The sequence below is a fragment of the Rahnella sp. CJA17(1/100) genome (assembly GCF_963881615.1).
GTDB classification, from domain to species: Bacteria; Pseudomonadota; Gammaproteobacteria; order Enterobacterales; family Enterobacteriaceae; genus Rahnella; species Rahnella aceris.
Window position 1 is genome coordinate 381,659 of the sequence record NZ_CAWOJA010000022.1, and the last position, 24,734, is coordinate 406,392.

General features: G+C 51.9%; 20 protein-coding genes. 16 read left to right on the forward strand and 4 right to left on the reverse strand.

Annotated elements, in window-relative coordinates; genetic code table 11:
- The first annotated feature begins 7 nt into the window (after positions 1-7).
- From AACU55_RS13275 to AACU55_RS13285, 3 genes are all read left to right on the forward strand, one after another.
- On the forward strand, positions 8-1,384 hold the full coding sequence (locus AACU55_RS13275) for a PTS ascorbate transporter subunit IIC (protein ID WP_013574576.1): 1,377 nt from the start codon (positions 8-10) through the stop codon (positions 1,382-1,384).
- Between the two features lie 104 nt (positions 1,385-1,488).
- A complete protein-coding gene (locus tag AACU55_RS13280; RefSeq protein ID WP_013574577.1) occupies positions 1,489-2,322 on the forward strand; it encodes a transketolase in 834 nt (277 codons plus the stop codon).
- Positions 2,315-3,268 (forward strand): transketolase family protein, encoded by a 954-nt coding sequence (locus tag AACU55_RS13285; protein WP_134705602.1) that lies wholly within the window; start codon positions 2,315-2,317, stop codon positions 3,266-3,268. Before AACU55_RS13280 ends, AACU55_RS13285 begins: the two co-directional genes overlap by 8 nt.
- Before the next feature lie 94 nt (positions 3,269-3,362).
- Here AACU55_RS13285 and pta read toward each other — a convergent pair whose 3' ends face one another.
- Complete coding sequence (gene pta, locus AACU55_RS13290) at positions 3,363-5,507, reverse strand: phosphate acetyltransferase (RefSeq protein WP_153374992.1); 2,145 nt, start codon at positions 5,505-5,507, stop codon at positions 3,363-3,365.
- 181 nt (positions 5,508-5,688) lie between these two features.
- The gene (ackA, locus tag AACU55_RS13295; RefSeq protein ID WP_013574580.1) at positions 5,689-6,891 is read right to left on the reverse strand and encodes an acetate kinase; all 1,203 of its coding nucleotides are present in this window, start codon (positions 6,889-6,891) and stop codon (positions 5,689-5,691) included.
- A 103-nt stretch (positions 6,892-6,994) separates the two neighbouring features.
- On the opposite strand from ackA, the gene AACU55_RS13300 reads away from it, so the two are divergent.
- From AACU55_RS13300 to AACU55_RS13320, 5 genes are all read left to right on the forward strand, one after another.
- Positions 6,995-7,183: a hypothetical protein gene (locus AACU55_RS13300; protein WP_013574581.1), complete on the forward strand. Its 189-nt coding sequence runs from the start codon at positions 6,995-6,997 to the stop codon at positions 7,181-7,183.
- A gap of 228 nt (positions 7,184-7,411) precedes the next feature.
- The gene (gene yfbV / locus AACU55_RS13305) at positions 7,412-7,867 is read left to right on the forward strand and encodes a terminus macrodomain insulation protein YfbV (RefSeq protein WP_013574582.1); all 456 of its coding nucleotides are present in this window, start codon (positions 7,412-7,414) and stop codon (positions 7,865-7,867) included.
- Positions 7,868-8,062: 195 nt separating this feature from the next.
- Positions 8,063-8,557, forward strand: a complete 495-nt coding sequence (locus AACU55_RS13310) for a YfbU family protein (protein ID WP_013574583.1) — start codon at positions 8,063-8,065, stop codon at positions 8,555-8,557.
- 24 nt (positions 8,558-8,581) lie between these two features.
- Positions 8,582-9,235: a sugar phosphatase gene (locus AACU55_RS13315; protein WP_013574584.1), complete on the forward strand. Its 654-nt coding sequence runs from the start codon at positions 8,582-8,584 to the stop codon at positions 9,233-9,235.
- 318 nt (positions 9,236-9,553) lie between these two features.
- Complete coding sequence (locus AACU55_RS13320) at positions 9,554-11,386, forward strand: SLC13 family permease (RefSeq protein WP_013574585.1); 1,833 nt, start codon at positions 9,554-9,556, stop codon at positions 11,384-11,386.
- Between the two features lie 8 nt (positions 11,387-11,394).
- Here AACU55_RS13320 and yfbR read toward each other — a convergent pair whose 3' ends face one another.
- The gene (gene yfbR / locus AACU55_RS13325; protein WP_013574586.1) at positions 11,395-11,994 is read right to left on the reverse strand and encodes a 5'-deoxynucleotidase; all 600 of its coding nucleotides are present in this window, start codon (positions 11,992-11,994) and stop codon (positions 11,395-11,397) included.
- 117 nt (positions 11,995-12,111) lie between these two features.
- On the reverse strand, positions 12,112-13,326 hold the full coding sequence (locus tag AACU55_RS13330; RefSeq protein WP_013574587.1) for a pyridoxal phosphate-dependent aminotransferase: 1,215 nt from the start codon (positions 13,324-13,326) through the stop codon (positions 12,112-12,114).
- A gap of 987 nt (positions 13,327-14,313) precedes the next feature.
- Between AACU55_RS13330 and lrhA the strand changes: the two genes are divergently transcribed.
- From lrhA to nuoH, 8 genes are all read left to right on the forward strand, one after another.
- The gene (gene lrhA / locus AACU55_RS13335; protein WP_013574588.1) at positions 14,314-15,258 is read left to right on the forward strand and encodes a transcriptional regulator LrhA; all 945 of its coding nucleotides are present in this window, start codon (positions 14,314-14,316) and stop codon (positions 15,256-15,258) included.
- A gap of 704 nt (positions 15,259-15,962) precedes the next feature.
- On the forward strand, positions 15,963-16,406 hold the full coding sequence (locus AACU55_RS13340; protein ID WP_013574589.1) for an NADH-quinone oxidoreductase subunit A: 444 nt from the start codon (positions 15,963-15,965) through the stop codon (positions 16,404-16,406).
- Positions 16,407-16,428: 22 nt separating this feature from the next.
- The gene (locus AACU55_RS13345) at positions 16,429-17,103 is read left to right on the forward strand and encodes a NuoB/complex I 20 kDa subunit family protein (protein ID WP_013574590.1); all 675 of its coding nucleotides are present in this window, start codon (positions 16,429-16,431) and stop codon (positions 17,101-17,103) included.
- Between the two features lie 89 nt (positions 17,104-17,192).
- Positions 17,193-18,992, forward strand: a complete 1,800-nt coding sequence (nuoC, locus tag AACU55_RS13350) for an NADH-quinone oxidoreductase subunit C/D (RefSeq protein ID WP_013574591.1) — start codon at positions 17,193-17,195, stop codon at positions 18,990-18,992.
- A gap of 2 nt (positions 18,993-18,994) precedes the next feature.
- Positions 18,995-19,531, forward strand: a complete 537-nt coding sequence (gene nuoE, locus AACU55_RS13355; protein ID WP_231576087.1) for an NADH-quinone oxidoreductase subunit NuoE — start codon at positions 18,995-18,997, stop codon at positions 19,529-19,531.
- Positions 19,528-20,889: an NADH-quinone oxidoreductase subunit NuoF gene (gene nuoF, locus AACU55_RS13360; RefSeq protein WP_013574593.1), complete on the forward strand. Its 1,362-nt coding sequence runs from the start codon at positions 19,528-19,530 to the stop codon at positions 20,887-20,889. Before nuoE ends, nuoF begins: the two co-directional genes overlap by 4 nt.
- A 143-nt stretch (positions 20,890-21,032) precedes the next feature.
- Positions 21,033-23,759, forward strand: a complete 2,727-nt coding sequence (gene nuoG / locus AACU55_RS13365; protein ID WP_037036585.1) for an NADH-quinone oxidoreductase subunit NuoG — start codon at positions 21,033-21,035, stop codon at positions 23,757-23,759.
- Entirely contained in the window at positions 23,756-24,733 is a 978-nt protein-coding gene (gene nuoH / locus AACU55_RS13370; protein WP_013574595.1) for an NADH-quinone oxidoreductase subunit NuoH, read from the forward strand. The genes nuoG and nuoH overlap by 4 nt, the downstream gene beginning before the upstream one ends.
- The last annotated feature ends 1 nt before the right edge of the window (position 24,734 follow it).

Sequence of the window (24,734 nt, forward strand, 5' to 3'; positions counted from 1 at the left end):
GGTGGATATGTTTATCCAGGAAACGCTCAAGTTTGTGGTCGATATATTAAAAGTGCCTTCCATACTGGTGGGGCTCATCGCATTAATCGGTCTGGTGGCACAAAAGAAAAACTTTTCTGATGTGGTGAAAGGCACGGTTAAAACAATACTTGGCTTTTTAGTATTGGGCGGTGGTGCAACAGTATTAGTTGGCTCATTAAATCCTTTAGGCGGTATGTTTGAACACGCCTTTAATATCCAGGGTATTATTCCTAATAACGAAGCGATTGTTTCCATCGCGCTGGAGAAATTCGGTGCACCGACAGCGTTAATTATGGCGTTTGGTATGGTGGCAAACCTGATCGTGGCCCGTTTCACCCGTCTTAAATATGTGTTTCTGACCGGTCATCACACGTTTTATATGGCCTGTATGATCAGCGTTATTCTGACGGTGGCCGGTTTTGAAGGTGTTTCACTGGTGTTCACCGGTTCCCTGACGCTGGGCCTTATCATGGCGTTCTTCCCGGCACTGGCGCAACGTTACATGCGTAAAATTACCGGCAGCGATGACGTGGCATTTGGTCATTTCGGCACCATTGGTTACGTCTTATCGGGCTGGATAGGCAGCAAGGTCGGTAAAGGTTCACGTTCTACGGAAGAAATGAATCTGCCAAAAAACCTCAGTTTCCTGCGTGACAGTTCCATTTCTATCTCGCTCACCATGATTATTATTTACCTGATTATGGCGGTGTTCGCGGGGCAGGTCTTTGTTGAGGCGACCTACAGTGCAGGCCAGAACTACCTGGTGTACGCCATCATCATGGCAATTACCTTCGCGGCAGGCGTGTTCATCATTTTGCAGGGTGTGCGTCTGATCCTGGCGGAAATCGTTCCGGCATTCGTCGGCTTCTCCGAGAAACTGGTGCCTAATGCCCGTCCGGCGCTGGATTGTCCGGTGGTGTATCCGTACGCGCCGAATGCGGTGCTGATCGGTTTCCTGTTCAGCTTCCTTGGCGGTCTGGTGGGACTGTTCCTGTTAGGGCAAATGCATCTGGTGCTGATCCTGCCGGGCGTGGTGCCACACTTCTTCACTGGTGCGACGGCAGGTGTGTTCGGTAATGCGACCGGCGGGCGTCGCGGGGCAATGATCGGTGCATTTGCCAACGGCGTGCTGATTACCTTCCTGCCGGTTCTGCTGTTGCCAGTACTGGGCGCGCTGGGCTTTGCGAATGCCACCTTCTCTGATGCGGACTTCGGCGTTATCGGCATCCTGCTGGGTAACCTGGCTCGCTTTATGTCGAAGGAAGGCATCATGGCGCTGATTGTCGGTATCTTCGCGGTACTGGTTGCCTGGAACTATCTCGGCAAAAAACCGGCGGCTGAGAAAGAAATCACTGAAAAGTAATTCCCTGCATCACTACGTTTTTTAACTCCATCCGGGAAACACTGTCCTGCCTGTTAGAAATAACAGGCCAGGATAAGTGCTCATTAAAATAAGGACCAATGAAGATGAAAGATGTCCAGGAGGTTCGTGATCTGGCCCGCCATATCCGTATCGAAACGCTAAAAATGCTGACCGGTTTAGGATTCGGGCACTATGGCGGCAGCATGTCCGTGGTGGAAACGCTGGCCGTGTTGTATGGCGATGTGATGCGCATCGACCCGAAAAAACCAGACTGGCAGGAACGTGATTATTTCGTGCTGTCCAAAGGCCATGCTGGTCCGGCGTTGTATGCCACGCTGGCACTGAAAGGTTATTTCCCGGTCAGCGAATTACACACGCTCAACCAGAATGGCACAAAGCTGCCGAGCCATCCGGACCGGCTGCGGACCACCGGCGTGGATGCCACCACCGGCTCGCTGGGACAAGGCGTTTCCATTGCGGCGGGCATGGCACTTTCGCATAAGCTGGCTGGTCGCAGCAACCGCGTCTTCTGCATTCTTGGCGACGGTGAGTTGAACGAGGGCCAGTGCTGGGAAGCCTTCCAGTTTATTGCGCACCACAATCTGCATAACCTGACACTGTTCATCGATTACAACAAACAGCAACTCGATGGCACGCTGGATGAAGTGATTAAGCCATTCGATCTGGCCGGAAAATTCAGTGCGTTCGGGTTTGATGTAGAGACCATTAAAGGCGATGACATTGTGGCTATCAGCGAGGCGGTCACGCCGGTTCGTCACGCCGAGCAGCGTCCTCTGGTGGTGATCCTCGACAGCATCAAAGGGCAGGGCGTGAAGTATCTCGAGCAACTGGCGAACTCACATCACCTGCGTTTAACGCCGGATGTGAAACTGGAAATCGAAAATGCTATCGCTGAGCTGGAGGCCACTCATGTTTGAAGTTTCTCTTGAATTGCAAAAAGACGCAGTGGAAATGCGCAAAGTTTACGCCAATACCGTGCGTGAAAAAATTGTAGAGAATACACCGATTATCGCGCTGGAAGCCGATCTGATGAGCTCGATGGCGATGGACGGCGTACACAAAGATCATCCTGAGCATGTGATTAACTGCGGCATCATGGAAGCGAATGTCATCGGTGTTGCCGCCGGGCTTTCGCTGACCGGTCGCGTGCCGTTTGTGCATACCTTTACCGCCTTTGCCAGCCGCCGCTGTTTCGATCAGCTGTTTATGTCTCTGGATTACCAGAAGAATAACGTCAAAATCATTGCGTCAGATGCGGGCGTCAGCGCCTGTCATAACGGCGGCACGCATATGTCGTTCGAAGATATGGGCATTGTGCGCGGGCTGGCGAGTTCGGTGGTGATGGAAGTCACCGACGCCGTGATGTTCCGCAATATTTTGCTGCAACTGATGGATTTAAAAGGTTTCTACTGGGTGCGTACCATTCGCAAACAGGCTACGCAGGTTTACAAGGAAGGCTCGACGTTTACCATCGGCAAGGCCAATGTGCTGCGTGATGGCACAGACGTGACGCTGATTGCGAACGGGATTATGGTGGCGGAAGCGCTGAGAGCGGCGCAAATGCTGGAACGCGAAGGGGTCAGTGCGGCAGTCATCGACATGTTTACCCTCAAGCCGATTGATAAAGATGTCATCATCAAATACGCCACGAAAACCGGCAAAATTGTGACCTGTGAAAACCACAGTATTCATAACGGACTGGGATCGGCGGTGGCGGAAGTGCTGGTGGAAAACCAGCCGGTGCCGATGCGCCGGGTTGGTGTCAAAGAGCGTTACGGACAGGTGGGCACCCAGGAGTTTTTACAGCAGGAATATGGCCTGACGGCTGAACATATTCTGGAAGCAGCAAAAACACTGCTCTGAATCTTTATCGATCAGCCATGAAGCGCTCCGCAAAAAAGACCAAAAAAAACGCCGGACTCAAAAAGCCCGGCGTCTTGCGTTCAGAGGGTTTGGCTTATTTGGCCGCAACCGCTGCTTCTGCCTGAGCAGACTGAATCGCAGTCAGTGCAACGGTGTAGACGATATCGTCAACCAGTGCGCCACGCGACAGGTCATTAACCGGTTTACGCATACCCTGCAGCATCGGCCCGATAGAGACCAGATCCGCAGAACGTTGTACCGCTTTGTACGTGGTGTTACCGGTATTCAGGTCAGGGAAGATGAACACGGTTGCTTTACCCGCAACCGGCGAGTTTGGCGCTTTAGATTGTGCAACATCAGCCATGATCGCAGCATCATATTGCAGCGGGCCATCGATGATGAGATCCGGACGTTTTTCCTGGGCCAGACGGGTCGCTTCACGCACTTTCTCAACGTCGCTACCGGCGCCGGAGTTACCGGTTGAGTAGGAGATCATGGCAACGCGGGGTTCGATACCGAAGGCCGCAGCGGAGTCCGCAGACTGGATCGCGATTTCAGACAGCTGTTCAGCAGTAGGATCCGGGTTGATCGCACAGTCGCCATAAACCAGAACCTGATCAGGCAGCAGCATGAAGAACACAGAGGAAACCAGTGAGCTGCCCGGCGCGGTTTTGATCAACTGTAACGGCGGGCGGATGGTGTTTGCGGTGGTGTGAACAGCACCGGAAACCAGACCGTCAACGTTACCTTGTTCCAGCATCAGGGTGCCGAGAACCACGTTGTCTTCCAGTTGTTCGCGCGCAACCACTTCGGTCATGCCTTTGCTTTTACGCAGTTCAACCAGACGCGCCACGTATTCTTCACGGACAGCCACCGGATCAACGATTTCGATGCCTTTACCCAGCGTCACGCCCTGAGCTGCTGCAACGCGTTTGATCTCGTCAGGGTTACCCAACAGAACACATTCCGCGATACCACGTTCAGCACAAAGCGCTGCCGCTTTCACAGTGCGTGGCTCGTCGCCTTCCGGCAGAACGATACGTTTACCGGCTTTACGGGCCAGTTCGGTCAGCTGATAGCGGAATGCCGGAGGTGACAGACGGCGTGAACGTTCAGAATGTGCGCTCAGGGAGTTGATCCAGTCAGCATTGATGTGAGAAGCCACGTACTGTTGCAGTTTCTCTACGCGCTGATGGTCATCTGCAGGCACTTCCAGATTGAAGCTTTGCAGGCTCAGGGAAGTCTGCCAGGTGTTGGTTTCTACCATGAACACTGGCAGGCCTGTCTGGAATGCACGTTCGCACAGGCTGTTGATGCGGGCGTCGATTTCGTAGCCACCGGTCAGCAGGATAGCGCCGATTTCCACGCCATTCATGGCTGCCAGACAGGCTGAAACCAGCACGTCAGGACGGTCAGCGGAAGTCACCAGCAGGGAGCCAGGACGGAAATGCTCCAGCATATGCGGAATGCTGCGTGCGCAGAAAGTGACGGATTTCACGCGGCGGGTTTTGACGTCGCCTTCGTTGATGATACGTGCGTTCAGGTGCTTAGCCATGTCGATTGCGCGGGTGGCAATCAGCTCGAAGCTCCACGGAATGCAGCCCAGAACCGGCAGCGGGCTGTTAGCGAACAGCTGAGTCGGGTCGATATTTGCCACGCTGGCTTTGGTGGAATCATCAAAGATTTCAGACAGGTCAGGACGTGTACGCCCCTGCTCGTCAACCGGTGCATTCAGTTTGTTAATGATTACGCCGGTGATATTTTTGTTTTTGCTGCCACCGAAGCTGGAACGGGCCAGTTCGATACGTTCTTTGAGCTGCGCAGGAGAATCATTACCCAGCGCCAGAACGAAGACGATTTCTGCATTCAGGGTTTTGGCAATTTCGTAGTTCAGCGCATTGGCGAACTGGTGTTTGCGGGTAGGCACTAAACCTTCAACCAGCACCACTTCGGCATCTTTGGTGTTTTCATGATAACGCGCGATGATTTCTTCCATCAGCACGTCTTGCTGGTTTGAACTCAGCAAGGTTTCAACGTGGCTCATTTTCAGCGGTTCGGCTGCGGTCACGGTGGAGTTAGCGCGAATAATGGTCGTGGTTTGGTCAGGAGCATCTCCGCCAGTACGCGGCTGGGCGATAGGTTTGAAGATACTCAGGCTGACGCCTTTTTGTTCCATGGCACGGATCACACCCAGGCTGACACTGGTCAGACCGACACTGGTGCCTGTAGGGATCAACATAATTGTACGGGACACGGCTAAACCTCTTTAACGGTTGCCAGGCAGGGACATTCGCAGGTTTGTGCAGAGGGGATAATGATCAGCATAAGCGCGATGATTATCCTGCGCGGTGCGTCCAAACGGGCGGCGTTTGCCTATAAGTGAAAAATTGCCCGCATTACGCGGGCAGTCTTGAATCGAATTATGCAGTCAGACGCGCGGCGTCTTGTGCAATCACCAGCTCTTCGTTGGTTGGGATAACCAGAGCGGCGCGAGTGCCTTCTTTGTTGATCGCCCCGGATTTACCGAAACGGGCAGCCAGGTTACGTTCGTGATCCACTTCAAAGCCCAGCAGACCTAATTTAGCCAGAGACAATTCGCGAACCATTGCGGCGTTTTCACCGATACCGCCGGTGAATACGACGGCGTCCAGGCGGCCTTCCATCAGTGAAGTGTACGCACCGATGTATTTCGCCAGGCGGTGGCAGAAGACGTCCATGGCACGTCTGGCATCAGCTTTAGTGGTGTAGTTGTCTTCAACATAACGGCAGTCGCTGGTGACTTCAGTCAGGCCCAGCAGACCCGATTCTTTAGTCAGCATTTTGTTGATTTGATCAACGCTCATGCCCAGAGAATCGTGCAGGTGGAAGATAATTGCCGGGTCGATGTCACCGCTGCGGGTACCCATCACCAGACCTTCCAGCGGGGTCAGCCCCATGGAAGTATCCACACATTTACCGTTACGGATGGCACTGACAGAACCGCCGTTACCCAGGTGGCAAGTGATCAGATTCACTTCTTCCACGGGTTTGTTCAGCATTTTTGCGGCTTCCTGAGTCACGTAGAAGTGACTGGTGCCGTGTGCGCCATAACGACGGACATGGTGATCTTTATACAGGCTGTACGGCAGGGCGTAGAGGTATGATTCTTCTGGCATTGTCTGATGGAAAGCGGTGTCGAAAACGGCAACGTTTTTATCAGCCAGTTTAGGGAAAGATTTCAGTGCTTCATCAATACCGATCAGGTGAGCCGGGTTATGCAGCGGCGCAAACGGGATAGACTCTTTGATACCCTCGATGACAGCGTCGTTGATCAGCATGGATTTGGTCAGCTTCTCGCCGCCATGAACGATGCGGTGGCCGATTGCAACCAGTTCTGCGGACAGCTCAGGTTTTTTGCTCAGAATGTTATTAACGATGAATTTCAACGCTTCACTGTGTGCGGCGCCCGCACCTAAAGCGGCTTCTTCTTTGCCACCGTCCATTTTCCATTTAATGCGCGCTTCTGGCAGATGGAAACATTCGGCTAAACCTGAAATGTGTTCTTCGCCATTTGCAGCATCAATGATGGCAAACTTTAGGGAAGAACTACCACAGTTAAGAACCAGTACAAGCTTACTCGACATGGAAGTACCTATTTATTGTTGGTGCTGTTTAAAAAAAACAATACACGTGGTTAATAAATCGTCAGTCTGACATCAAGCGTAGCGCATAATGGCGGCGACAATTATGATTAACATCATGCCAGAGAGCCAAAACAGGCATGACGATGAAAAAGCTGAAGAATTGCCGGGCTTTGGTTTTTTTAAGCGTCCGGATGACAGAAATAAAGCGGTTTACTGCGCCGCATATTTCGGTTTACGTATCTTCAGGGTGTTACTAATCAGCAAAAACACTAACAAAAAATACAATAATTAATTACAAATCCTCTCAGACCGAGGCACTATGGTTATTATGGGGGCGAAAGATTGCAATTCACCGCGTTTGCCCCAAGTTTATATTGATCTCGTTGCCTGAGAGGGTTGCGAGGCTGCGATAGAATACCGACAGGTGCCAGCAAAAACAAAATATATTTTATCGTGATAAACTCCAGTTTGTGTTTTACAACTATTTTTTAAATTTTACACGTGAAGTTGAGGTGCAAAGATGACGAGTAAGCCAACAGGCTCGGTAGGCTGGTTCCAGGTATTCCAGCGCGGGCAGCACTATATGAAGACATGGCCGTCAGATAAGCGCCTGGCTCCGATGTTTCCGGAGAACCGGATTTCTACTGCTACACGCTTCGCGGTACGCATCATGCCACCGGTTGCGGTCTTTACCCTGACGTGGCAAATCGCGCTCGGCGGACAACTCGGGCTGGCCGTCGCCACGGCAATTTTTGCCTGTAGCTTGCCGATGCAGGGACTGTGGTGGCTGGGTCGCCGTTCTCTGACGCCACTGCCGCCAGGATTACTCGGTTGGTTCCACGATGTACGCAATAAACTCACTGAATCCGGACTGGCGCTGGCGCCAGTTGAAGGCACGCCGACGTATCAGTCACTGGCTGACGTCCTTAAGCGCGCGTTCAAACAACTGGACAAAACCTTTTTAGACGATCTGTAAGCCTGATTTCCCCGCTTACTGCGTCTGTCATCATCTATAGTCTTTCATAAGTCGCATTTCACCGGGGGAAAGTCTCCCCCGGTGATTATTTCAGATGAGATCCCGACCCAAATCAAAGAATGGTGTGCTTGCGATTTCGCAGAACTTTGCGCTATGCCATGCTTTGCTCATTATGCAGACATGAGGATTTTCACGATGGAAATGACGAACGCTCAACGCCTGATTTTGTCCAATCAATACAAGATGATGACCATGCTGGATCCCGATAACGCAGAACGCTATCGCCGGTTACAAACAGTGATCGAACGGGGTTTTGGTTTGCAAATGCGCGAGCTGGACAGAGATTTCGGCGAATTGCCGGAAGAAACCTGTCGCACAGTCATTAACATTATGGAAATGCATCATGCGATGCAGGTTTCGTGGACCAATTTGAAAGACACGCAAGACTTGGATCGCCGCCGAATTGATTTCCTGGGTTTTGATGCCGCAACGGAATCCCGTTATTTAAGCTATGTCCGCTTTATGGTGAACACCGAAGGACGTTACACTGATTTTGATGCAGGCACTCATGGGTTTAACTCGCAGACCAAAATGTGGGATAAATACCAGCGTATGTTGGCGGTCTGGCAGTCGTGCCCGCGTCAGTATCACCTGAGCGCGGTAGAGATCGCGCAAATTATCAATGCCTGATGTAAACACTTAAAGGAGTCGCCTGTGCTTTGTAAGGGTTTTTTGTTCGACCTTGATGGAACGTTAGTTGATTCATTACCTGCCGTTGAGCGTGCCTGGGTGAGCTGGGCGCTTAGCTGGGGTGTCAGCCCGCAGGATGTACTGGCGTTTATTCACGGTAAGCAGGCGATCACTTCTTTGCGTCATTTTATGGCGGGTGAAAGTGAAGAAACGATTCAAAAAGAGTTTCTCAAGCTGGAACAAATTGAAGCCACGGACACCGAGGGTGTCGCCGCTCTCCCGGGCGCACATTTGTTGTTGAGCGAACTCAATCGCCAGAATATTCCCTGGGCGATTGTGACTTCCGGATCAATGCCTGTTGCCAGTGCGCGCCATAAAGCGGCGCATTTGCCTGAACCCGAAGTGTTTATCACTGCTGAACAGGTCAAACACGGCAAGCCACAACCCGATGCCTATTTGCTGGGGGCAGAACGTTTAGGTCTGGCCCCGGAAGATTGTGTGGTGGTTGAAGATGCTGCAGCCGGCGTGATGGCCGGGCTGGCTGCGGGCTGCAAAGTCATTGCAGTCAATGCGCCAGACGATACACCCGGGATTGAAAATGTTGATTTCGATCTGACTACGCTCGAAATTCTGCTGGTCAGCAGTTCCGACGAAGGTGTGAAAGTCAGCCTGCGTTAAGGACAGAAAAAATACAATTTCCCTGTATAAATTGATATAAACCTCGCCTGTGCGGGGTTTTTTTATGCCATTCTCATACCCAGTCATATTTCAAATTGTCTCTGCGTTGGCTGCGTTACCCGGCTCATCCATGGGCCTCGCCCCTGAAGGAGTCGCTGCAAGCAGCGTACCAGTCTGCTCCCGGCAGATTGGTCCCGAACCCCGGTCACTTACTCATGTAAGCCCCGGAGATTCACGCAGTTGCCGCCTTGATACAATTTGAATTATTTAGGGTATATAGCTATTTATCCTCCTCTCTCAACGCAAATGGAGTGTGTTTTGACCGGTGAATTGCTTTGGGTAGTCACGTTACTGGTTATTGCTATGGTGCTGTTCGCGCGCAATACGCTGCGAATGGATATTGTGGCATTGCTGGTGATTATTTCTTTCGTCCTGAGCGGCACGCTGACCATCAATGAAGCGCTGGCCGGATTCAGTGACCCGAACGTCATTTTGATCGCGGCGCTATTTGTCGTCGGGCACGGGCTGGTCAGAACCGGTGTGGCGTATCAGGTCGGCGACTGGCTGATGAAGGTGGCGGGCAACAGTGAAACGCGGATGCTGGTTTTGCTGATGCTCACGGTTGCCGGTCTCGGTGCTTTTATGAGTTCCACCGGCGTAGTCGCGATCTTCATTCCTGTCGTGATCAGCGTTTCGGCGCGAATGAAAACCTCTCCCGCACGACTGATGATGCCACTAAGTTTCGCCGGGCTTATTAGTGGCATGATGACGCTGGTCGCCACACCGCCGAACATGGTGGTCAACAGCGAACTGTTGCGTGAAGGATTCGACGGTTTTGGTTTCTTCGGCGTCACCCCTGTCGGGCTGGTGGTGCTGATAATGGGTATCGGATACATGTTGATCGCCCGTCGCTGGCTGTCATCAGAAGATGCGTCACGAGGCCAGCAGCGCTGGAAGCGGCGAACGTTCCGGGATTTGATCCGCGATTATCACCTGACCGGCCGGGCGCGTCGCGTCACTATCCGTCCGGGTTCGCCTCTGGTCGGGCGTACACTTGATGATGTGCATCTGCGTTCCCGCTACGGCGCGAACGTGGTGGGCATTGAACGCTGGCGTAAATTTCGCCGCGTGATGGTCAGCGCAACGGGGAATACCGAACTGTTTGCGCGCGATGTGTTACTGCTTGATATGTCAGATCCAGACATCTCCATCAGGCAATTTTGCACTGACGAAATGCTCGAGCCTATGGTGCTACGCGGCGAGTATTTCTCTGAGCAATCGCGGGATGTCGGGATGGCCGAAGTCTCGCTGATCCCGGATTCGGAGCTCCTGGGTAAAACGTTGCGTGCCGTCGCCTTCCGTTCGACCTATGGGCTGAATGTCGTCGGGATCCGCCGTCAGGGTGAAGCGCTGGACGGAAAACTGGTGGATGAAGAATTACAGCTCGGCGATATGCTACTGGTCATTGGCGACTGGAAGCTGATCCGCCAGCTTCAGCAACAAATGCATGATTTCATTGTGCTTAACCTTCCTGCCGAAGTGGACGAAGTCGCGCCAGCCCTGAGTCAGGCACCGCATGCATTGTTTTGTCTGGCGCTGATGGTTGCGCTGATGCTCACCGATGATGTGCCTAATGCTATCGCCGCCATTATCGCCTGCATGCTGATGGGTAAATTCCGCTGTATCACGATGGAAGGGGCCTACAAAGCCATTCACTGGCCCAGTTTGCTGCTGATAGTCGGGATGATGCCTTTTGCGCTGGCGCTGCAAAAAACCGGCGGTGTGGCGCTGATTGTGAAGGGGTTAATGGAGGTAAGCGGCGGCTATGGGCCATATATGATGCTGCTGAGTTTATTCATTCTCTGTGCAGGTATCGGGCTGTTTATTTCCAATACGGCGACTGCGGTTTTGATGGCACCGATTGCTATCGCAGCAGCACACCAGATGGGGGTATCGCCATACCCGTTCACCATGATTATCGCTATTGCGGCTTCTGCCGCCTTTATGACACCGGTGTCTTCACCGGTAAACACGCTGGTTATGGTACCGGGTAACTATAAATTTGGCGATTTTCTCCGCATCGGTGTGCCGTTCACTCTGCTGGTGATGCTGGTCAGCGTTTTTCTGGTGCCGGTGCTGTTCCCGTTTTGACCTTAAGATCAGAGCGGGGAATCCAGGCTGATTTCATCCAATGACAGACTGAAGCTCGGAATGAACACTTCCATAAAGTAGTCCATTTCCGGGCTTTTTCTGTCTGCCAGCGTTTTCTCCAGACGGGCTTTCGCCAGTGTGAATTCATTATTGCCTGCCGACAATTCCTCCAGACATTTCAGGTAAGCACACAGCGCATCAGCCTGTTTGACGGTCAGTTTTTCTTCTTCAGTGTAATAATGCTCGTCAATCAGCGGTCGGAAATCTTCCTGTAATTCCTTTGGCAGCATTTCAATCAGTTTCTGCTGAGCAATTTTCTCAATCTTTTTGTACTCATGCGCGATTTGCGGATTGTAATACTTGATTGGCGTTGGCATATCACCGGTAATCACTTCGCTGGCATCGTGATACATGGCGAGCAGGGCAACGCGTTCTGCGCTCAGATTGCCGTTAAATTTGCGGTTCTTGATCACGGCTAAAGCATGGGCGACAAAAGCGACTTGCAGACTGTGTTCCGACACGTTTTCGGTGCGGACATTGCGCATCAGCGGCCAGCGGCTGATCAGTTTGAGGCGGGAAAGATGGGCGAAAAAATGGCTCTGGTTCATAGCACTCTCAATAACTACGGTGAATGAGTGACTATTGTGAGCAGTGCGAAACAGTTATGCAAATGCGGAAACTGGCGGAAGAAAGAAAAGGGCGCCATTATCAGCGCCCTTACTGCATTACTGGCGATAGGTTTCGAGGAAACGTCCCAGTTTGTTAACGGCCATTTCCAACTCATCAACGCGTGGCAGCGTCACGATACGCACATGGTCCGGATACGGCCAGTTGAATGCAGAACCCTGAACCAGCAAGACTTTTTGCTGTAACAGCAAATCGAGCACCATTTTCTGATCGTCATGGATGTTGAAACGTTTGGCGTCAATGCGCGGGAACATATACAGCGCCCCTTTAGGTTTCACGCAGGAAACGCCCGGGATTTCATTGATCAGTTCCCATGCACGATCACGCTGTTCGACCAGACGTCCGCCCGGCTGAATAAACTCGCTGATACTTTGATAGCCGCCCAGCGCGGTCTGAATGGCATGTTGCATCGGCACGTTGGCACAAAGGCGCATCGAGGCCAGCATTTCCAGACCTTCGATATAACCTTTCGCATGTTTCTTCGGTCCGTTCAGAACCATCCAGCCTTGACGGAAACCGGCCACGCGGTAGGTTTTTGACAGACCGTTAAAAGTGACGGTCAGTAAATCCGGCGCCAGTGAAGCGATGGAAATGTGCTGGGCTTCGTCATACAGGATTTTGTCGTAAATTTCGTCGGCAAAAATAATCAGATTATGTTCCCGGGCGATGTCCACAATCTGCATCAGCAATTCTTTGCTGTATACCGCACCGGTCGGGTTGTTCGGGTTGATGATCACAATGCCGCGGGTGCGTGGGGTGATTTTGTCACGAATATCGGCAATGTCCGGGAACCAGTCAGCCCCTTCATCACACAGGTAATGCACCGCATTACCGCCTGATAACGAAACCGCCGCTGTCCACAAGGGGTAATCAGGTGCCGGGACTAACATTTCATCGCCGGTGTTAAGTAATGCCTGCATTGACTGAACAATCAGTTCGGAAACACCGTTGCCGATATAGATATCTTCGACCGTGATGTCGCGCATGTCGCGTGCCTGATAGTGCTGCATGATCGCTTTACGTGCAGAAAACAGACCTTTCGAATCACAATAACCCTGTGCGGTAGGAAGGTTGCGGATAACGTCGACCAGGATTTCATCAGGTGCATCAAAACCGAATGGCGCAGGGTTGCCGATGTTCAGCTTGAGGACTTTATTACCTTCTTCTTCAAGACGTTTTGCTTCTTTGAGCACCGGGCCGCGAATGTCATAACAGACGTTGTCCAGTTTGCGGGATTTTTCAATCGGGGACATGTAAATGAGAGCCTTTTGCAATAAAGCCTGTTCTTCCCTGGTGCGGAGCGACCGTAGAACAGTGCGAAGGGCTCAATTTACTCTCCCGCAGAGGGCATGAGAAGGGCTGCGCACCGTTTTGGTGAAAAACAGCAGTAAAGCGGGTTATGGTGGGTTATTACCTCAAAGGATGAGAAGCTTAATGGTTTATTATGCTGTATTATTGTTATTTTGTGATTTTATATTTTGCAAATGAGTGCTTTGTGAACAATAAATTCACTGTTTTTGCTGCGTCACATCTATTCCCGGCGATGCCAGTTTGTTGTCTTTAATGGGGTGAACATCATGAAATCTTACCAAAGCTCGACAAATTCTGAAAAAAGTTCAGGAGGCTTTGTTTTACCGCTGAAAAATTTTAACAGGAATTAGTTTTATTTATCTAATGATTAATAGCGAATGCTGGATGAATGATCATGTTCTAAGTAAAGTCTTAAACGTATTTTCCAGGATTAGATAAATGCTTTCAAAGGATATATTGCAACAGGCGGGCGTAAACAAAATTTGATGAAACAAGAAAAATCTTAATGTTACTTAAACAAAACACCTTGGGCATAAAATGGTTATTAGGGTGACTCAATGAATTTATTGAATTATATTTTTAATAATCACCTTTATTAGTTAATTTAGCTTATGTTTTTCTGACGATGATATTGCCGAAACTTAGCTTTATGGTTGCGGCAAGCGGTACTGTAAGGGATATGGAATGGTTTGCGGGGAAAGGCTATATTAAATAAGAGGTTCTAATCATTCAGCCTTTGTGAGGAATTATTGTGCACAGGTTTAATGACTGAACGCTCACAATGATGAAAACTTTCATGCACAAATATTTCTCAATTTAGGTTATCAAATGAGTGAGTATCCGACATATCTGGTATTCTGCTTTTTGCGGGTACTTTGACGCACCATCAGGGTAGCTTGTTATTAGATTCTATAAAGTGAAGAAAAACTATGACAATTGCAAATCGTCCAATCCTCAATCTCGATCTTGATCTGTTGAGGACATTTGTAGCTGTTGCTGATCTTAATACGTTCGCTGCGGCTGCTGCTGCGGTGTGTCGTACTCAGTCGGCGGTAAGCCAACAAATGCAACGTCTAGAACAACTCGTTGGAAAAGAACTGTTTGCCAGACATGGACGCAATAAATTATTAACTGAACACGGTATTCAGTTATTGGGATACGCACGCAAAATCCTTCGTTTTAATGATGAAGCCTGTACCTCTTTGATGTACAGCAATGTTCAAGGTGGGATAACAATTGGTGCATCAGATGATACTGCTGACACCATTTTACCTTTCCTGCTCAGCCGCGTGACATCCGTATATCCAAAGTTGTCTATTGATGTCCGCGTCAAGCGCAGTCCTTTCATGTTGTCGATGCTCGAAAGTGAAGAAGTGGATTTGGCCATCACCACGATGACAAACACTGATCACCCGCACATCGTATTGCGCACGTCGCCAACACTCTGGTATTGCTCGGCTGATTTTGCATATCCCTCCGGCGACAGTGTTCCGCTGGTAGTGCTCGATGAGCCAAGCCCTTACCGGATGATGGCGATAGAGCACCTCAGTCAGGCAGGTATTCCGTGGCGTATTGCTTATGTCGCGTCGACATTATCGGCAATTCGTGCGGCAGTGCGTGCGGGGCTGGGTGTGACGGCACGTCCCATCGAAATGATGAGTCCGGAGCTGCGTGTTCTGGGTGAACAGGACGGTTTACCACGTTTGCCGGATACGCAGTATGTGTTGTACAAAAATGCCCGTTGTGAAAATGAACTTGCAATGGCGATCTTCAATGCAGTTGAGCAAGGGAATGATCCCTATTCTCTCAGTGCCTATGGTCCTCGTCCGGTAGTGGATGACGATCATGAGTTACTGGCAGACTCTGAAAGTTAAGGTAATCCCCCGGCTTTACCTTCCGCCTCTGTCTAACGAGGCGGGGGTAAAGGCTTCTACCTATTAAGGGGCGGGAAAGTCATTCTTTTAGTGATTTTGTTTAATATCCTTCCTAAAGCCTCTGTTTTTGTTCTTTAGCCTTTCTTCTTCCCAGTAATGACTGCCATCCTTATCACCAATGACTACAGTAAATGGCGTAAAATGCTGACTTTTTTCAGGTTAAAAAAAAGCATCAAATTTTTCCGTAAATCGCTTGTCGTTTTTTGAAAATCAATAAAACTTGTTAAATGTGTGCCTTTTTTTCTATCAAAATTGACAGAACTCTGACATGGATCAAAAAAATAACCCCATTAAGAGAGTGGAAGCGCTGTCTATTCCTGCGACAATAGTAAAGTTCGAAAGATGTCATAACTCCCGTCACAGGCCCATGCTTTATCACAGAATTTAACTGACACGATTTAGCTTAAGTCCCGGCGCATGATATGTTAATTAAATGATAAGCATGTAAACTAATGTGGAGATACTTTTGTCAAAGTTGACAAAAGGTTATAGAAAAGGGTAAAAAGCCCACAACAAATCACTGGCTTAATCCCTTGTTGAACCGTGAACTGTGTGGTTTTTAATCCTTCCCTTGAATCGATGTGGTGCGCAAACTGCCGACCTTACAGAGCAGATGCCAAAGTGCCACTTTTGATGAGTAAGCAATGAGTATGTCAACAGCCACTGAAGTCATCGCTCAACACTGGGCGTTCGCCGTTTTTCTTGTCGTTGCAGTAGGCCTCTGCTGCCTGATGTTACTGGGCGCCGCGTTCCTTGGCGGGAGAGCCAGAGCACGCTACAAAAACACGCCTTTTGAGTCAGGTATCGCCTCTGTCGGCACTGCCCGGCTACGTCTTTCCGCCAAGTTCTATCTGGTCGCCATGTTCTTCGTCATCTTCGACGTTGAAGCCCTGTATCTCTATGCATGGTCAACGTCTATTCGCGAAAGCGGCTGGACCGGATTCGTGGAAGCTACCATTTTCATTTTGGTACTGCTGGCAGGTTTGTTCTATCTGGTGCGAATTGGCGCACTCGACTGGACACCAACACGTTCGAAAGGACCTGTTAAACCAAGCCCGGCGATTAATACCAACAGTCACCCTCAGTAAGCAGTCAAAGCGAGGCATTAAGATGGACTATACGCTCACCCGCATAGACCCGGACGGTGAGAACGACCGTTACCCCCTGCAGTCTCAGGAGGTCGTCGGCGATCCTCTTCAGGAACAGGTTAAACGCAGCGTCTTCATGGGAAATCTCCAGGAGTCGCTTCACGGAATGGTGAACTGGGGTCGTAAAAACTCCCTTTGGCCCTACAACTTCGGCCTTTCCTGCTGTTATGTCGAAATGGTGACGTCATTCACTGCGGTGCATGACGTTGCGCGTTTTGGTGCAGAAGTTCTGCGTGCTTCACCACGCCAGGCTGACTTTATGGTGGTGGCGGGAACCTGCTTCACCAAAATGGCTCCGGTTATCCAGCGTTTATACGATCAGATGCTGGAACCGAAATGGGTGATTTCGATGGGCGCCTGTGCGAACTCCGGCGGCATGTACGATATTTATTCTGTGGTGCAGGGCGTGGATAAATTCCTGCCTGTCGACGTGTACATCCCGGGATGTCCGCCGCGTCCGGAAGCCTATATGCAGGCTCTGCTGCTGTTGCAGGAGTCCATTGGTAAAGAACGTCGCCCATTGTCATGGGTTGTTGGCGACCAGGGTGTTTACCGCGCGAATATGCAGTCTGAAAAAGAGCGTAAACGTGCTGAGCGTATTGCCGTGACAAATCTGCGTTCGCCGGACGAGATTTAACACTGCGGTCTGAGAGTCAACCCTGAGGGGCGGTGTGTATGAATATCCCCCTTACGGCATAAATGACCATTTAGTGTGGTGAAAAAAATATGACAGATTTGACGACGCAAGATTCTGCCCTGCCAGCATGGCATACCCGTGATCATCTCGATGACCCGGTTATTGGCGAATTGCGTAACCGTTTTGGGCCAGAGGCCTTTACTGTTCAGGCAACCCGCACCGGAATTCCCGTGGTGTGGTTCAAGCGTGAACAGTTACTGGAAGCGATTACCTTTTTACGAAAACAGCCAAAACCTTATGTCATGCTTTTCGATTTGCATGGCTTTGATGAGCGTTTACGTACACACCGCGACGGTTTACCGGCCGCGGATTTTTCCGTTTTCTACCACCTGATCTCCGTCGAGCGTAACCGCGACATCATGATCAAAGTGGCATTGGCAGAAAACGATCTTCATGTTCCGACGATCACCAAAGTGTTCCCGAATGCTAACTGGTACGAACGCGAAACATGGGAAATGTTCGGTATTACCTTCGACGGTCACCCGCACCTGACGCGCATTATGATGCCGCAGACCTGGGAAGGACATCCGCTGCGTAAAGACTATCCGGCGCGCGCCACCGAGTTCGATCCTTACGAGCTGACTAAGCAGAAAGAAGAACTCGAGATGGAATCGCTGACCTTCAAGCCTGAAGACTGGGGCATGAAGCGTGGCACCGAAAATGAGGACTTCATGTTCCTCAACCTCGGTCCTAACCACCCGTCTGCGCACGGTGCATTCCGTATCATTTTGCAGCTTGATGGCGAAGAGATTGTCGACTGCGTGCCTGACGTCGGTTACCACCACCGTGGTGCTGAGAAAATGGGCGAGCGCCAGTCCTGGCACAGCTACATTCCTTACACCGACCGTATCGAATACCTCGGCGGTTGTGTAAACGAAATGCCATACGTGCTGGCTGTTGAAAAACTCGCCGGTATCGTAACGCCGGATCGCGTTAACACCATTCGCGTCATGCTGTCCGAATTGTTCCGTATCAACAGCCATCTGCTGTACATCTCTACGTTTATTCAGGACGTGGGCGCGATGACTCCGGTGTTCTTCGCCTTTACCGATCGTCAGAAAATCTACGATCTGGTGGAAGCGATTACCGGTTTCCGTATGCACCCGGCCTGGTTCCGTATTGGTGGCGTAGCGCATGATCTGCCGAAAGGCTGGGATCGTCTGCTGCGTGAGTTCCTTGACTGGATGCCAGCTCGTCTGGACTCCTATGTCAAAGCGGCGCTGAAAAACACCATTCTGATTGGCCGTTCCAAAGGCGTGGCTGCTTACAACGCAGACGACGCTCTGGCCTGGGGCACCACCGGTGCTGGCCTGCGTGCCACGGGGATCCCGTTCGATGTGCGTAAATGGCGTCCATACTCTGGCTACGAAAACTTTGACTTTGAAGTGCCGACCGGTGATGGCGTCAGTGACTGTTATTCCCGCGTCATGCTCAAAGTAGAAGAACTGCGTCAGAGCCTGCGTATTCTGGAACAGTGTTACAAAAATATGCCGGAAGGCCCGTTCAAGGCGGATCACCCACTGACCACGCCGCCACCGAAAGAGCGCACACTGCAACACATCGAGACCCTGATCACGCACTTCCTGCAAGTGTCGTGGGGGCCGGTCATGCCTGCGCAAGAATCTTTCCAGATGGTTGAAGCAACGAAAGGGATCAACAGCTACTACCTGACCAGTGACGGCAGCACCATGAGCTACCGTACCCGTGTCCGTACACCAAGCTTCCCGCATTTGCAGCAGATCCCGTCCGTAATCCGTGGCAGCCTGGTATCCGACCTGATCGTGTATCTGGGCAGTATCGACTTTGTAATGTCAGATGTGGACCGCTAACGATGACAGATATCAATAAAGACTCTGAAGTTCAGTACATCAATATCAGCGAGCCTGTTGCGCCGCCGGTGTTTGTGCTGAGTGACGCTGAACGTGAAGCGATTGAGCACGAAAAACATCACTACGAGGATGCCCGCGCGGCCTCTATCGAAGCGCTGAAAATCGTGCAGAAAGCGCGTGGTTGGGTGCCGGACGGTGCTATCTACGCGATCTCCGATGTTCTGGGCATTCCTGCCAGCGACGTCGAAGGTGTGGCGACATTCTACAGCCAGATCTTCCGTCAGCCGGTCGGCCGCCATGTGATCCGTTACTGTGACAGCGTGGTGTGCCACATCACCGGTTATCAGGGGATCCAGGCCGCGCTGGAACAACAGTTGCACATCAAGCCGGGTGAGACGACCGAAGACGGGCGCTTCACCCTGCTGCCGACCTGCTGCCTCGGTAACTGTGACAAAGGCCCGTCAATGATGATTGATGAGGACACGCACAGCCATCTGACGCCGGAAGCGATCGGCTCGCTACTGGAGCGCTACGCATGACATATACCCCAAGACACATTGAACGCACACCGGAGATGCACCCGCTGACCTGGCGTATGCGTGACGACAAACAACCTGTCTGGATCGACGAATACCGCAGCAAAAACGGTTACGTCGGTGCGGAAAAAGCCCTTAAAGGCATGGCCCAGGAAGAAATCGTCAATCTGGTAAAAGACGCTGGCCTGAAAGGGCGCGGTGGCGCAGGTTTCTCCACGGGTCTGAAGTGGAGCCTGATGCCGAAAGACGAAAGCATGAATATCCGCTATCTGCTGTGTAACGCCGATGAGATGGAACCCGGTACGTATAAAGACCGATTGCTGATGGAACAAATGCCGCACCTGCTGGTGGAAGGCATGCTGATCTCCGCATTCGCGCTGAAATCTTACCGTGGTTACATTTTCCTGCGTGGCGAATATATCGAAGCTGCTGTGAACCTGCGCCGTGCGATTGCTGAAGCGACTGAAGCAGGTCTGTTGGGTAAAAATATCCTCGGCACCGGGTTTGATTTCGAACTGATTGTTCACACCGGGGCAGGGCGTTACATCTGTGGTGAAGAAACCGCGCTGATCAACTCCCTTGAAGGCCGCCGTGCTAACCCGCGTTCCAAGCCACCGTTCCCGGCATCTGCCGGTGCATGGGGTAAACCGACGTGTGTCAACAACGTCGAAACCCTGTGCAACGTGCCAGCGATTCTTGAGCACGGTGTGGACTGGTACAAAGGTATTTCTGCGGGCAAAAGCGAAGATGCCGGCACCAAACTGATGGGTTTCTCCGGCCGGGTAAAAAATCCGGGCGTCTGGGAACTGCCGTTTGGGACTACCGCACGTGAAATTCTTGAAGAGTATGCCGGTGGCATGCGCGATGGCCTGAAATTCAAAGCCTGGCAGCCGGGCGGGGCGGGGACAGACTTCCTGACCGCCGATCATCTGGATTTGCCGATGGACTTTGCCAGTATTGGTAAAGCTGGTAGTCGTCTGGGGACTGCACTGGCGATGGCCGTTGACAATGAAATTGGCATGGTTCCGCTGGTGCGTAACCTGGAAGAATTCTTCGCCCGTGAGTCTTGTGGCTGGTGTACACCGTGCCGCGATGGTTTGCCGTGGAGTGTGAAGATCCTGCGTGCGCTGGAACGTGGTGAAGGCCAGCCAGGGGATATCGAAACTCTCGAACAGCTTTGCCGCCAGCTTGGCCCGGGCAAAACCTTCTGCGCACACGCGCCGGGTGCTGTGGAGCCATTGCAGAGTGCGATTAAATATTTCCGGGAAGAGTTTGAGGCGGGTATCGCCAAACAGCATTACAACAACGCGCGTGCGATTGCAGGCATTCAGCCAAACAATCTGCTGAAAGAGCGTTGGTAGTGAGGGCAACAGGCAGCGGACGTGAGCCCGCTGTGCGCGAATTCCCGGAACAAGGGACGCGCTGTCGAGTGATATACGCCAACCCGGCAAGAATTTTTGATTAACGCCCGCCGTCAGGCGGGCCACGTGGAAGCATGCTGACTATGGCTACGATTCATGTAGACGGCAAAGAATACGATGTAGACGGAGCGGACAACCTGTTACAGGCTTGCCTCTCTCTCGGCCTCGATATTCCTTATTTTTGCTGGCATCCGGCGCTGGGAAGCGTCGGCGCTTGCCGCCAATGTGCGGTTAAGCAATACCAAAATGCGGAAGACACGCGCGGTCGTCTGGTGATGTCATGTATGACACCAGCGTCTGATGGCACCTTCATTTCCATCGACGACGGAGAAGCGAAAGAATTCCGTGAAAGCGTCGTGGAATGGCTGATGACCAACCACCCGCACGATTGTCCGGTGTGTGAGGAAGGCGGTAACTGTCACCTGCAGGATATGACAGTCATGACCGGCCACAGTATGCGCCGTTACCGCTTCACCAAACGTACCCACAACAACCAGGATCTCGGCCCGTTCATCTCACACGAAATGAACCGCTGTATCGCCTGTTATCGCTGTGTCCGTTACTACAAGGATTACGCGGACGGCACCGATCTGGGTGTTTATGGCGCACACGACAACGTCTATTTCGGCCGTCCGGAAGATGGTCCGCTGGAAAGCGAGTTCTCCGGTAACCTGGTCGAAGTGTGTCCGACCGGCGTATTCACCGATAAAACGCACTCTGAACGTTATAACCGTAAATGGGACATGCAGTTTGCGCCAAGCATCTGTCAGCAATGTTCTGTTGGTTGTAACACCAGCCCGGGTGAGCGTTACGGCGAATTGCGTCGTATCGAAAACCGTTATAACGGTACCGTAAACCATTACTTCCTGTGCGACCGCGGTCGTTTCGGTTATGGCTACGTGAACCTGAAAGATCGTCCGAAGAAACCATTGCAGCTGCGTGGTAACGACTGGATCGAACTTAACGCTGAACAGGCGATGCAGGGCGCAGCAGATATTATCCGTCAGGCGAAGAAAACCATCGGTATCGGTTCTCCGCGCGCCAGCCTTGAAAGCAACTTTGCTTTGCGTGAACTGGTCGGTGCCGAAAACTTCTATACCGGTATCAACGCAGCAGAGCAGGGCCGTCTGCAACTGATGCTGAACATTCTGCGCAACAGCGGTGTTCACACACCGGCGCTGCGTGAAATCGAAGAGTACGATGCGGTTCTGGTGCTGGGCGAAGACTTAACCCAGACCGGCGCGCGTATCGCACTGTCTGTGCGTCAGGCCGTTAAAGGCAAAGCCCGCGCGATGGCGGCGGCGCAGCGTGTTGCCGACTGGCAGATCGCGGCAGTCCAGAATATCGGTCAGCATGCCAAACATCCGTTGTTTATCACCAACGTGGATAACACCAAACTCGACGACATCGCGGCTTACAATTACCGTGCACCGGTCGATGAGCAGGCGCGTTTCGGCTTTGCTATCGCCCATGCGCTGGATAATTCTGCGCCCGCGGTCAGCGATCTGGCTGATGGCCTGAACAAGAAAATCGACGTGATCGTGCAGGCACTGAGCGGTGCGCGCAAGCCGCTGATCATTACCGGCACCAGCGCCGGTTCTGACGCCATCATCGAAGCGGCCGCCAATATCGCCAAAGCGCTGAAAGTAGCAGGCAGCGATGTAGGCATTACGTTCGTGGCCTCTGCGGCCAACAGCATCGGTCTTTCGATGATTGGCGGCGGTTCGCTGGATGAAGCGCTTGAGTTGCTAACCCGTGGTGATGCTGACAGCGCCATCGTGATGGAAAATGACCTTTACCGTCAGGCGCCGGAAGCGAAAGTGGATGCCGCATTAGCCAAGGTGCAGAATCTGCTGGTTGTTGACCATCAGCGTACGCGCATTATGGATAGAGCCAGCCTGATCCTGCCTGCAGCAAGTTTTGCTGAAAGCGACGGTACGCTGGTGAATCAGGAAGGTCGCGCACAGCGCTTCTTCCAGGTTTACGACCCGGCTTACTACGACACAACGGTTGCCATGCTGGAAAGCTGGCGCTGGATGCACTCGCTGCATTCCACCATCAACAGCCGTCATGTTGACTGGACTCAGTTGGATCACGTGATCGAAGCCTGTGTTGAAGCACTGCCACAGCTGAAAGGCATGGTAGAAGCTGCGCCAAACGCCAGCTTCCGTATTCGGGGTCAGAAACTGGCTCGTTCTCCGGCACGTTCAAGTGGTCGTACTGCCATGCGCGCGAACATCAGCGTGCATGAACCGCGTCAGCCACAAGATAAAGACACCATGTTTGCCTTCTCGATGGAAGGGAACAACAGCCCGACAGCTAACCGCAATCAGGTGCCATTCGCCTGGGCGCCGGGCTGGAACTCACCGCAAGCCTGGAACAAATTCCAGAGCGAAGTTGGCGGCAGTCTGCGCCATGGTGATCCGGGTGTGCGTCTGATTGAAGCCGGTGAGGGGACACTCGATTACTTCACCACTATTCCGGCTGCCTTTACTGCACAGCGCGATAACTGGCGTGTCGCGCCTTACTATCACCTGTTCGGCAGCGAAGAAATGACACAGCGCTCGAAGGTTATCCAGCAACGTATGCCAGAAGCCTACGTGATGGTTAACCCGGCAGATGCCGCGCAGTTAGGGGTGAACGCAGGTTCTCAGGTGGAATTCATCTGTGCCGGTCAGACCCTCAGATTGCCGGTTCGTCTGAGCGAAACATTGAGTCAGGGCCAGGTTGGCCTGCCGCTGGGCTTACCGGGTATTCCTCCGGTGCTGGTTGGCGCAACGGTTGAAAATCTGCGGGAGGCAGCACAATGAGCTGGTTTACACCTGTAGTCATCGATTCGTTGATCGCCATTCTGAAAGCGGTGGTGATCCTGCTGGTTGTGGTGACCTGCGGGGCCTTCATGAGCTTCGGCGAGCGCCGTTTGCTGGGCCTGTTCCAGAACCGTTACGGGCCAAACCGTGTCGGCTGGGGCGGTTCCCTGCAACTGGTCGCTGACATGATCAAGATGTTCTTCAAGGAAGACTGGGTACCTAAATTCACCGACAAAGCCATCTTTACGCTGGCACCGATGATTGCGTTTACGTCCCTGCTGATTTCCTTTGCGATTGTTCCGGTTAGCCCGACCTGGTTCGCCGCCGATCTGAACATCGGTATTTTGTTCTTCCTGATGATGGCCGGTCTGACCGTCTATGCGGTGTTGTTCGCTGGCTGGTCCAGTAACAACAAATACTCGCTGTTGGGGGCGATGCGTGCATCCGCTCAGACGCTGAGCTACGAAGTATTCCTCGGTTTATCGCTGATGGGTGTTGTGGCGCAGGCGGGTTCTTTCAATCTGCAAGATATTGTCAATTCTCAGGCGCATGTGTGGAACATCATTCCGCAGTTCTTTGGCTTCGTGACCTTTGCGATTGCCGGCGTTGCTGTTTGCCACCGTCACCCGTTTGACCAGCCGGAAGCCGAGCAGGAACTGGCCGATGGTTACCACATTGAATATTCCGGTATGAAATTCGGTCTGTTCTTCGTGGGGGAATACATCGGTATCGTGACGGTCTCTGCGCTGATCGTCACCTTGTTCTTCGGTGGCTGGCAGGGGCCGTTCCTGCCGCCGTTTATCTGGTTTGCGTTGAAAACTGCTTTCTTCATGGTGATGTTCATTTTGATCCGTGCTGCTTTGCCGCGTCCCCGCTACGACCAGGTGATGTCATTTGGCTGGAAAGTTTGCCTGCCACTGACATTACTTAATCTGCTGGCGACCGCTGCGGTCATTTTGTACAACGCGCAATAAG

Excerpts from the sequence above, each read along its gene's own strand:
- AACU55_RS13330 (WP_013574587.1), bottom strand. The coding sequence starts at position 13,326 with ATGTCCCCGATTGAAAAATCCCGCAAACTGGACAACGTCTGTTATGAC.
- nuoH (WP_013574595.1), top strand. The coding sequence starts at position 23,756 with ATGAGCTGGTTTACACCTGTAGTCATCGATTCGTTGATCGCCATTCTG.
- yfbV (WP_013574582.1), top strand. The coding sequence starts at position 7,412 with ATGACGAGTAAGCCAACAGGCTCGGTAGGCTGGTTCCAGGTATTCCAG.
- AACU55_RS13300 (WP_013574581.1), top strand. The coding sequence starts at position 6,995 with ATGATTAACATCATGCCAGAGAGCCAAAACAGGCATGACGATGAAAAA.
- nuoE (WP_231576087.1), top strand. The coding sequence starts at position 18,995 with ATGACAGATATCAATAAAGACTCTGAAGTTCAGTACATCAATATCAGC.
- nuoG (WP_037036585.1), top strand. The coding sequence starts at position 21,033 with ATGGCTACGATTCATGTAGACGGCAAAGAATACGATGTAGACGGAGCG.
- yfbR (WP_013574586.1), bottom strand. The coding sequence starts at position 11,994 with ATGAACCAGAGCCATTTTTTCGCCCATCTTTCCCGCCTCAAACTGATC.
- AACU55_RS13340 (WP_013574589.1), top strand. The coding sequence starts at position 15,963 with ATGAGTATGTCAACAGCCACTGAAGTCATCGCTCAACACTGGGCGTTC.
- AACU55_RS13275 (WP_013574576.1), top strand. The coding sequence starts at position 8 with ATGTTTATCCAGGAAACGCTCAAGTTTGTGGTCGATATATTAAAAGTG.
- nuoC (WP_013574591.1), top strand. The coding sequence starts at position 17,193 with ATGACAGATTTGACGACGCAAGATTCTGCCCTGCCAGCATGGCATACC.
- AACU55_RS13310 (WP_013574583.1), top strand. The coding sequence starts at position 8,063 with ATGGAAATGACGAACGCTCAACGCCTGATTTTGTCCAATCAATACAAG.
- AACU55_RS13280 (WP_013574577.1), top strand. The coding sequence starts at position 1,489 with ATGAAAGATGTCCAGGAGGTTCGTGATCTGGCCCGCCATATCCGTATC.
- AACU55_RS13345 (WP_013574590.1), top strand. The coding sequence starts at position 16,429 with ATGGACTATACGCTCACCCGCATAGACCCGGACGGTGAGAACGACCGT.
- lrhA (WP_013574588.1), top strand. The coding sequence starts at position 14,314 with ATGACAATTGCAAATCGTCCAATCCTCAATCTCGATCTTGATCTGTTG.
- AACU55_RS13285 (WP_134705602.1), top strand. The coding sequence starts at position 2,315 with ATGTTTGAAGTTTCTCTTGAATTGCAAAAAGACGCAGTGGAAATGCGC.
- nuoF (WP_013574593.1), top strand. The coding sequence starts at position 19,528 with ATGACATATACCCCAAGACACATTGAACGCACACCGGAGATGCACCCG.
- pta (WP_153374992.1), bottom strand. The coding sequence starts at position 5,507 with ATGTTGATCCCTACAGGCACCAGTGTCGGTCTGACCAGTGTCAGCCTG.
- ackA (WP_013574580.1), bottom strand. The coding sequence starts at position 6,891 with ATGTCGAGTAAGCTTGTACTGGTTCTTAACTGTGGTAGTTCTTCCCTA.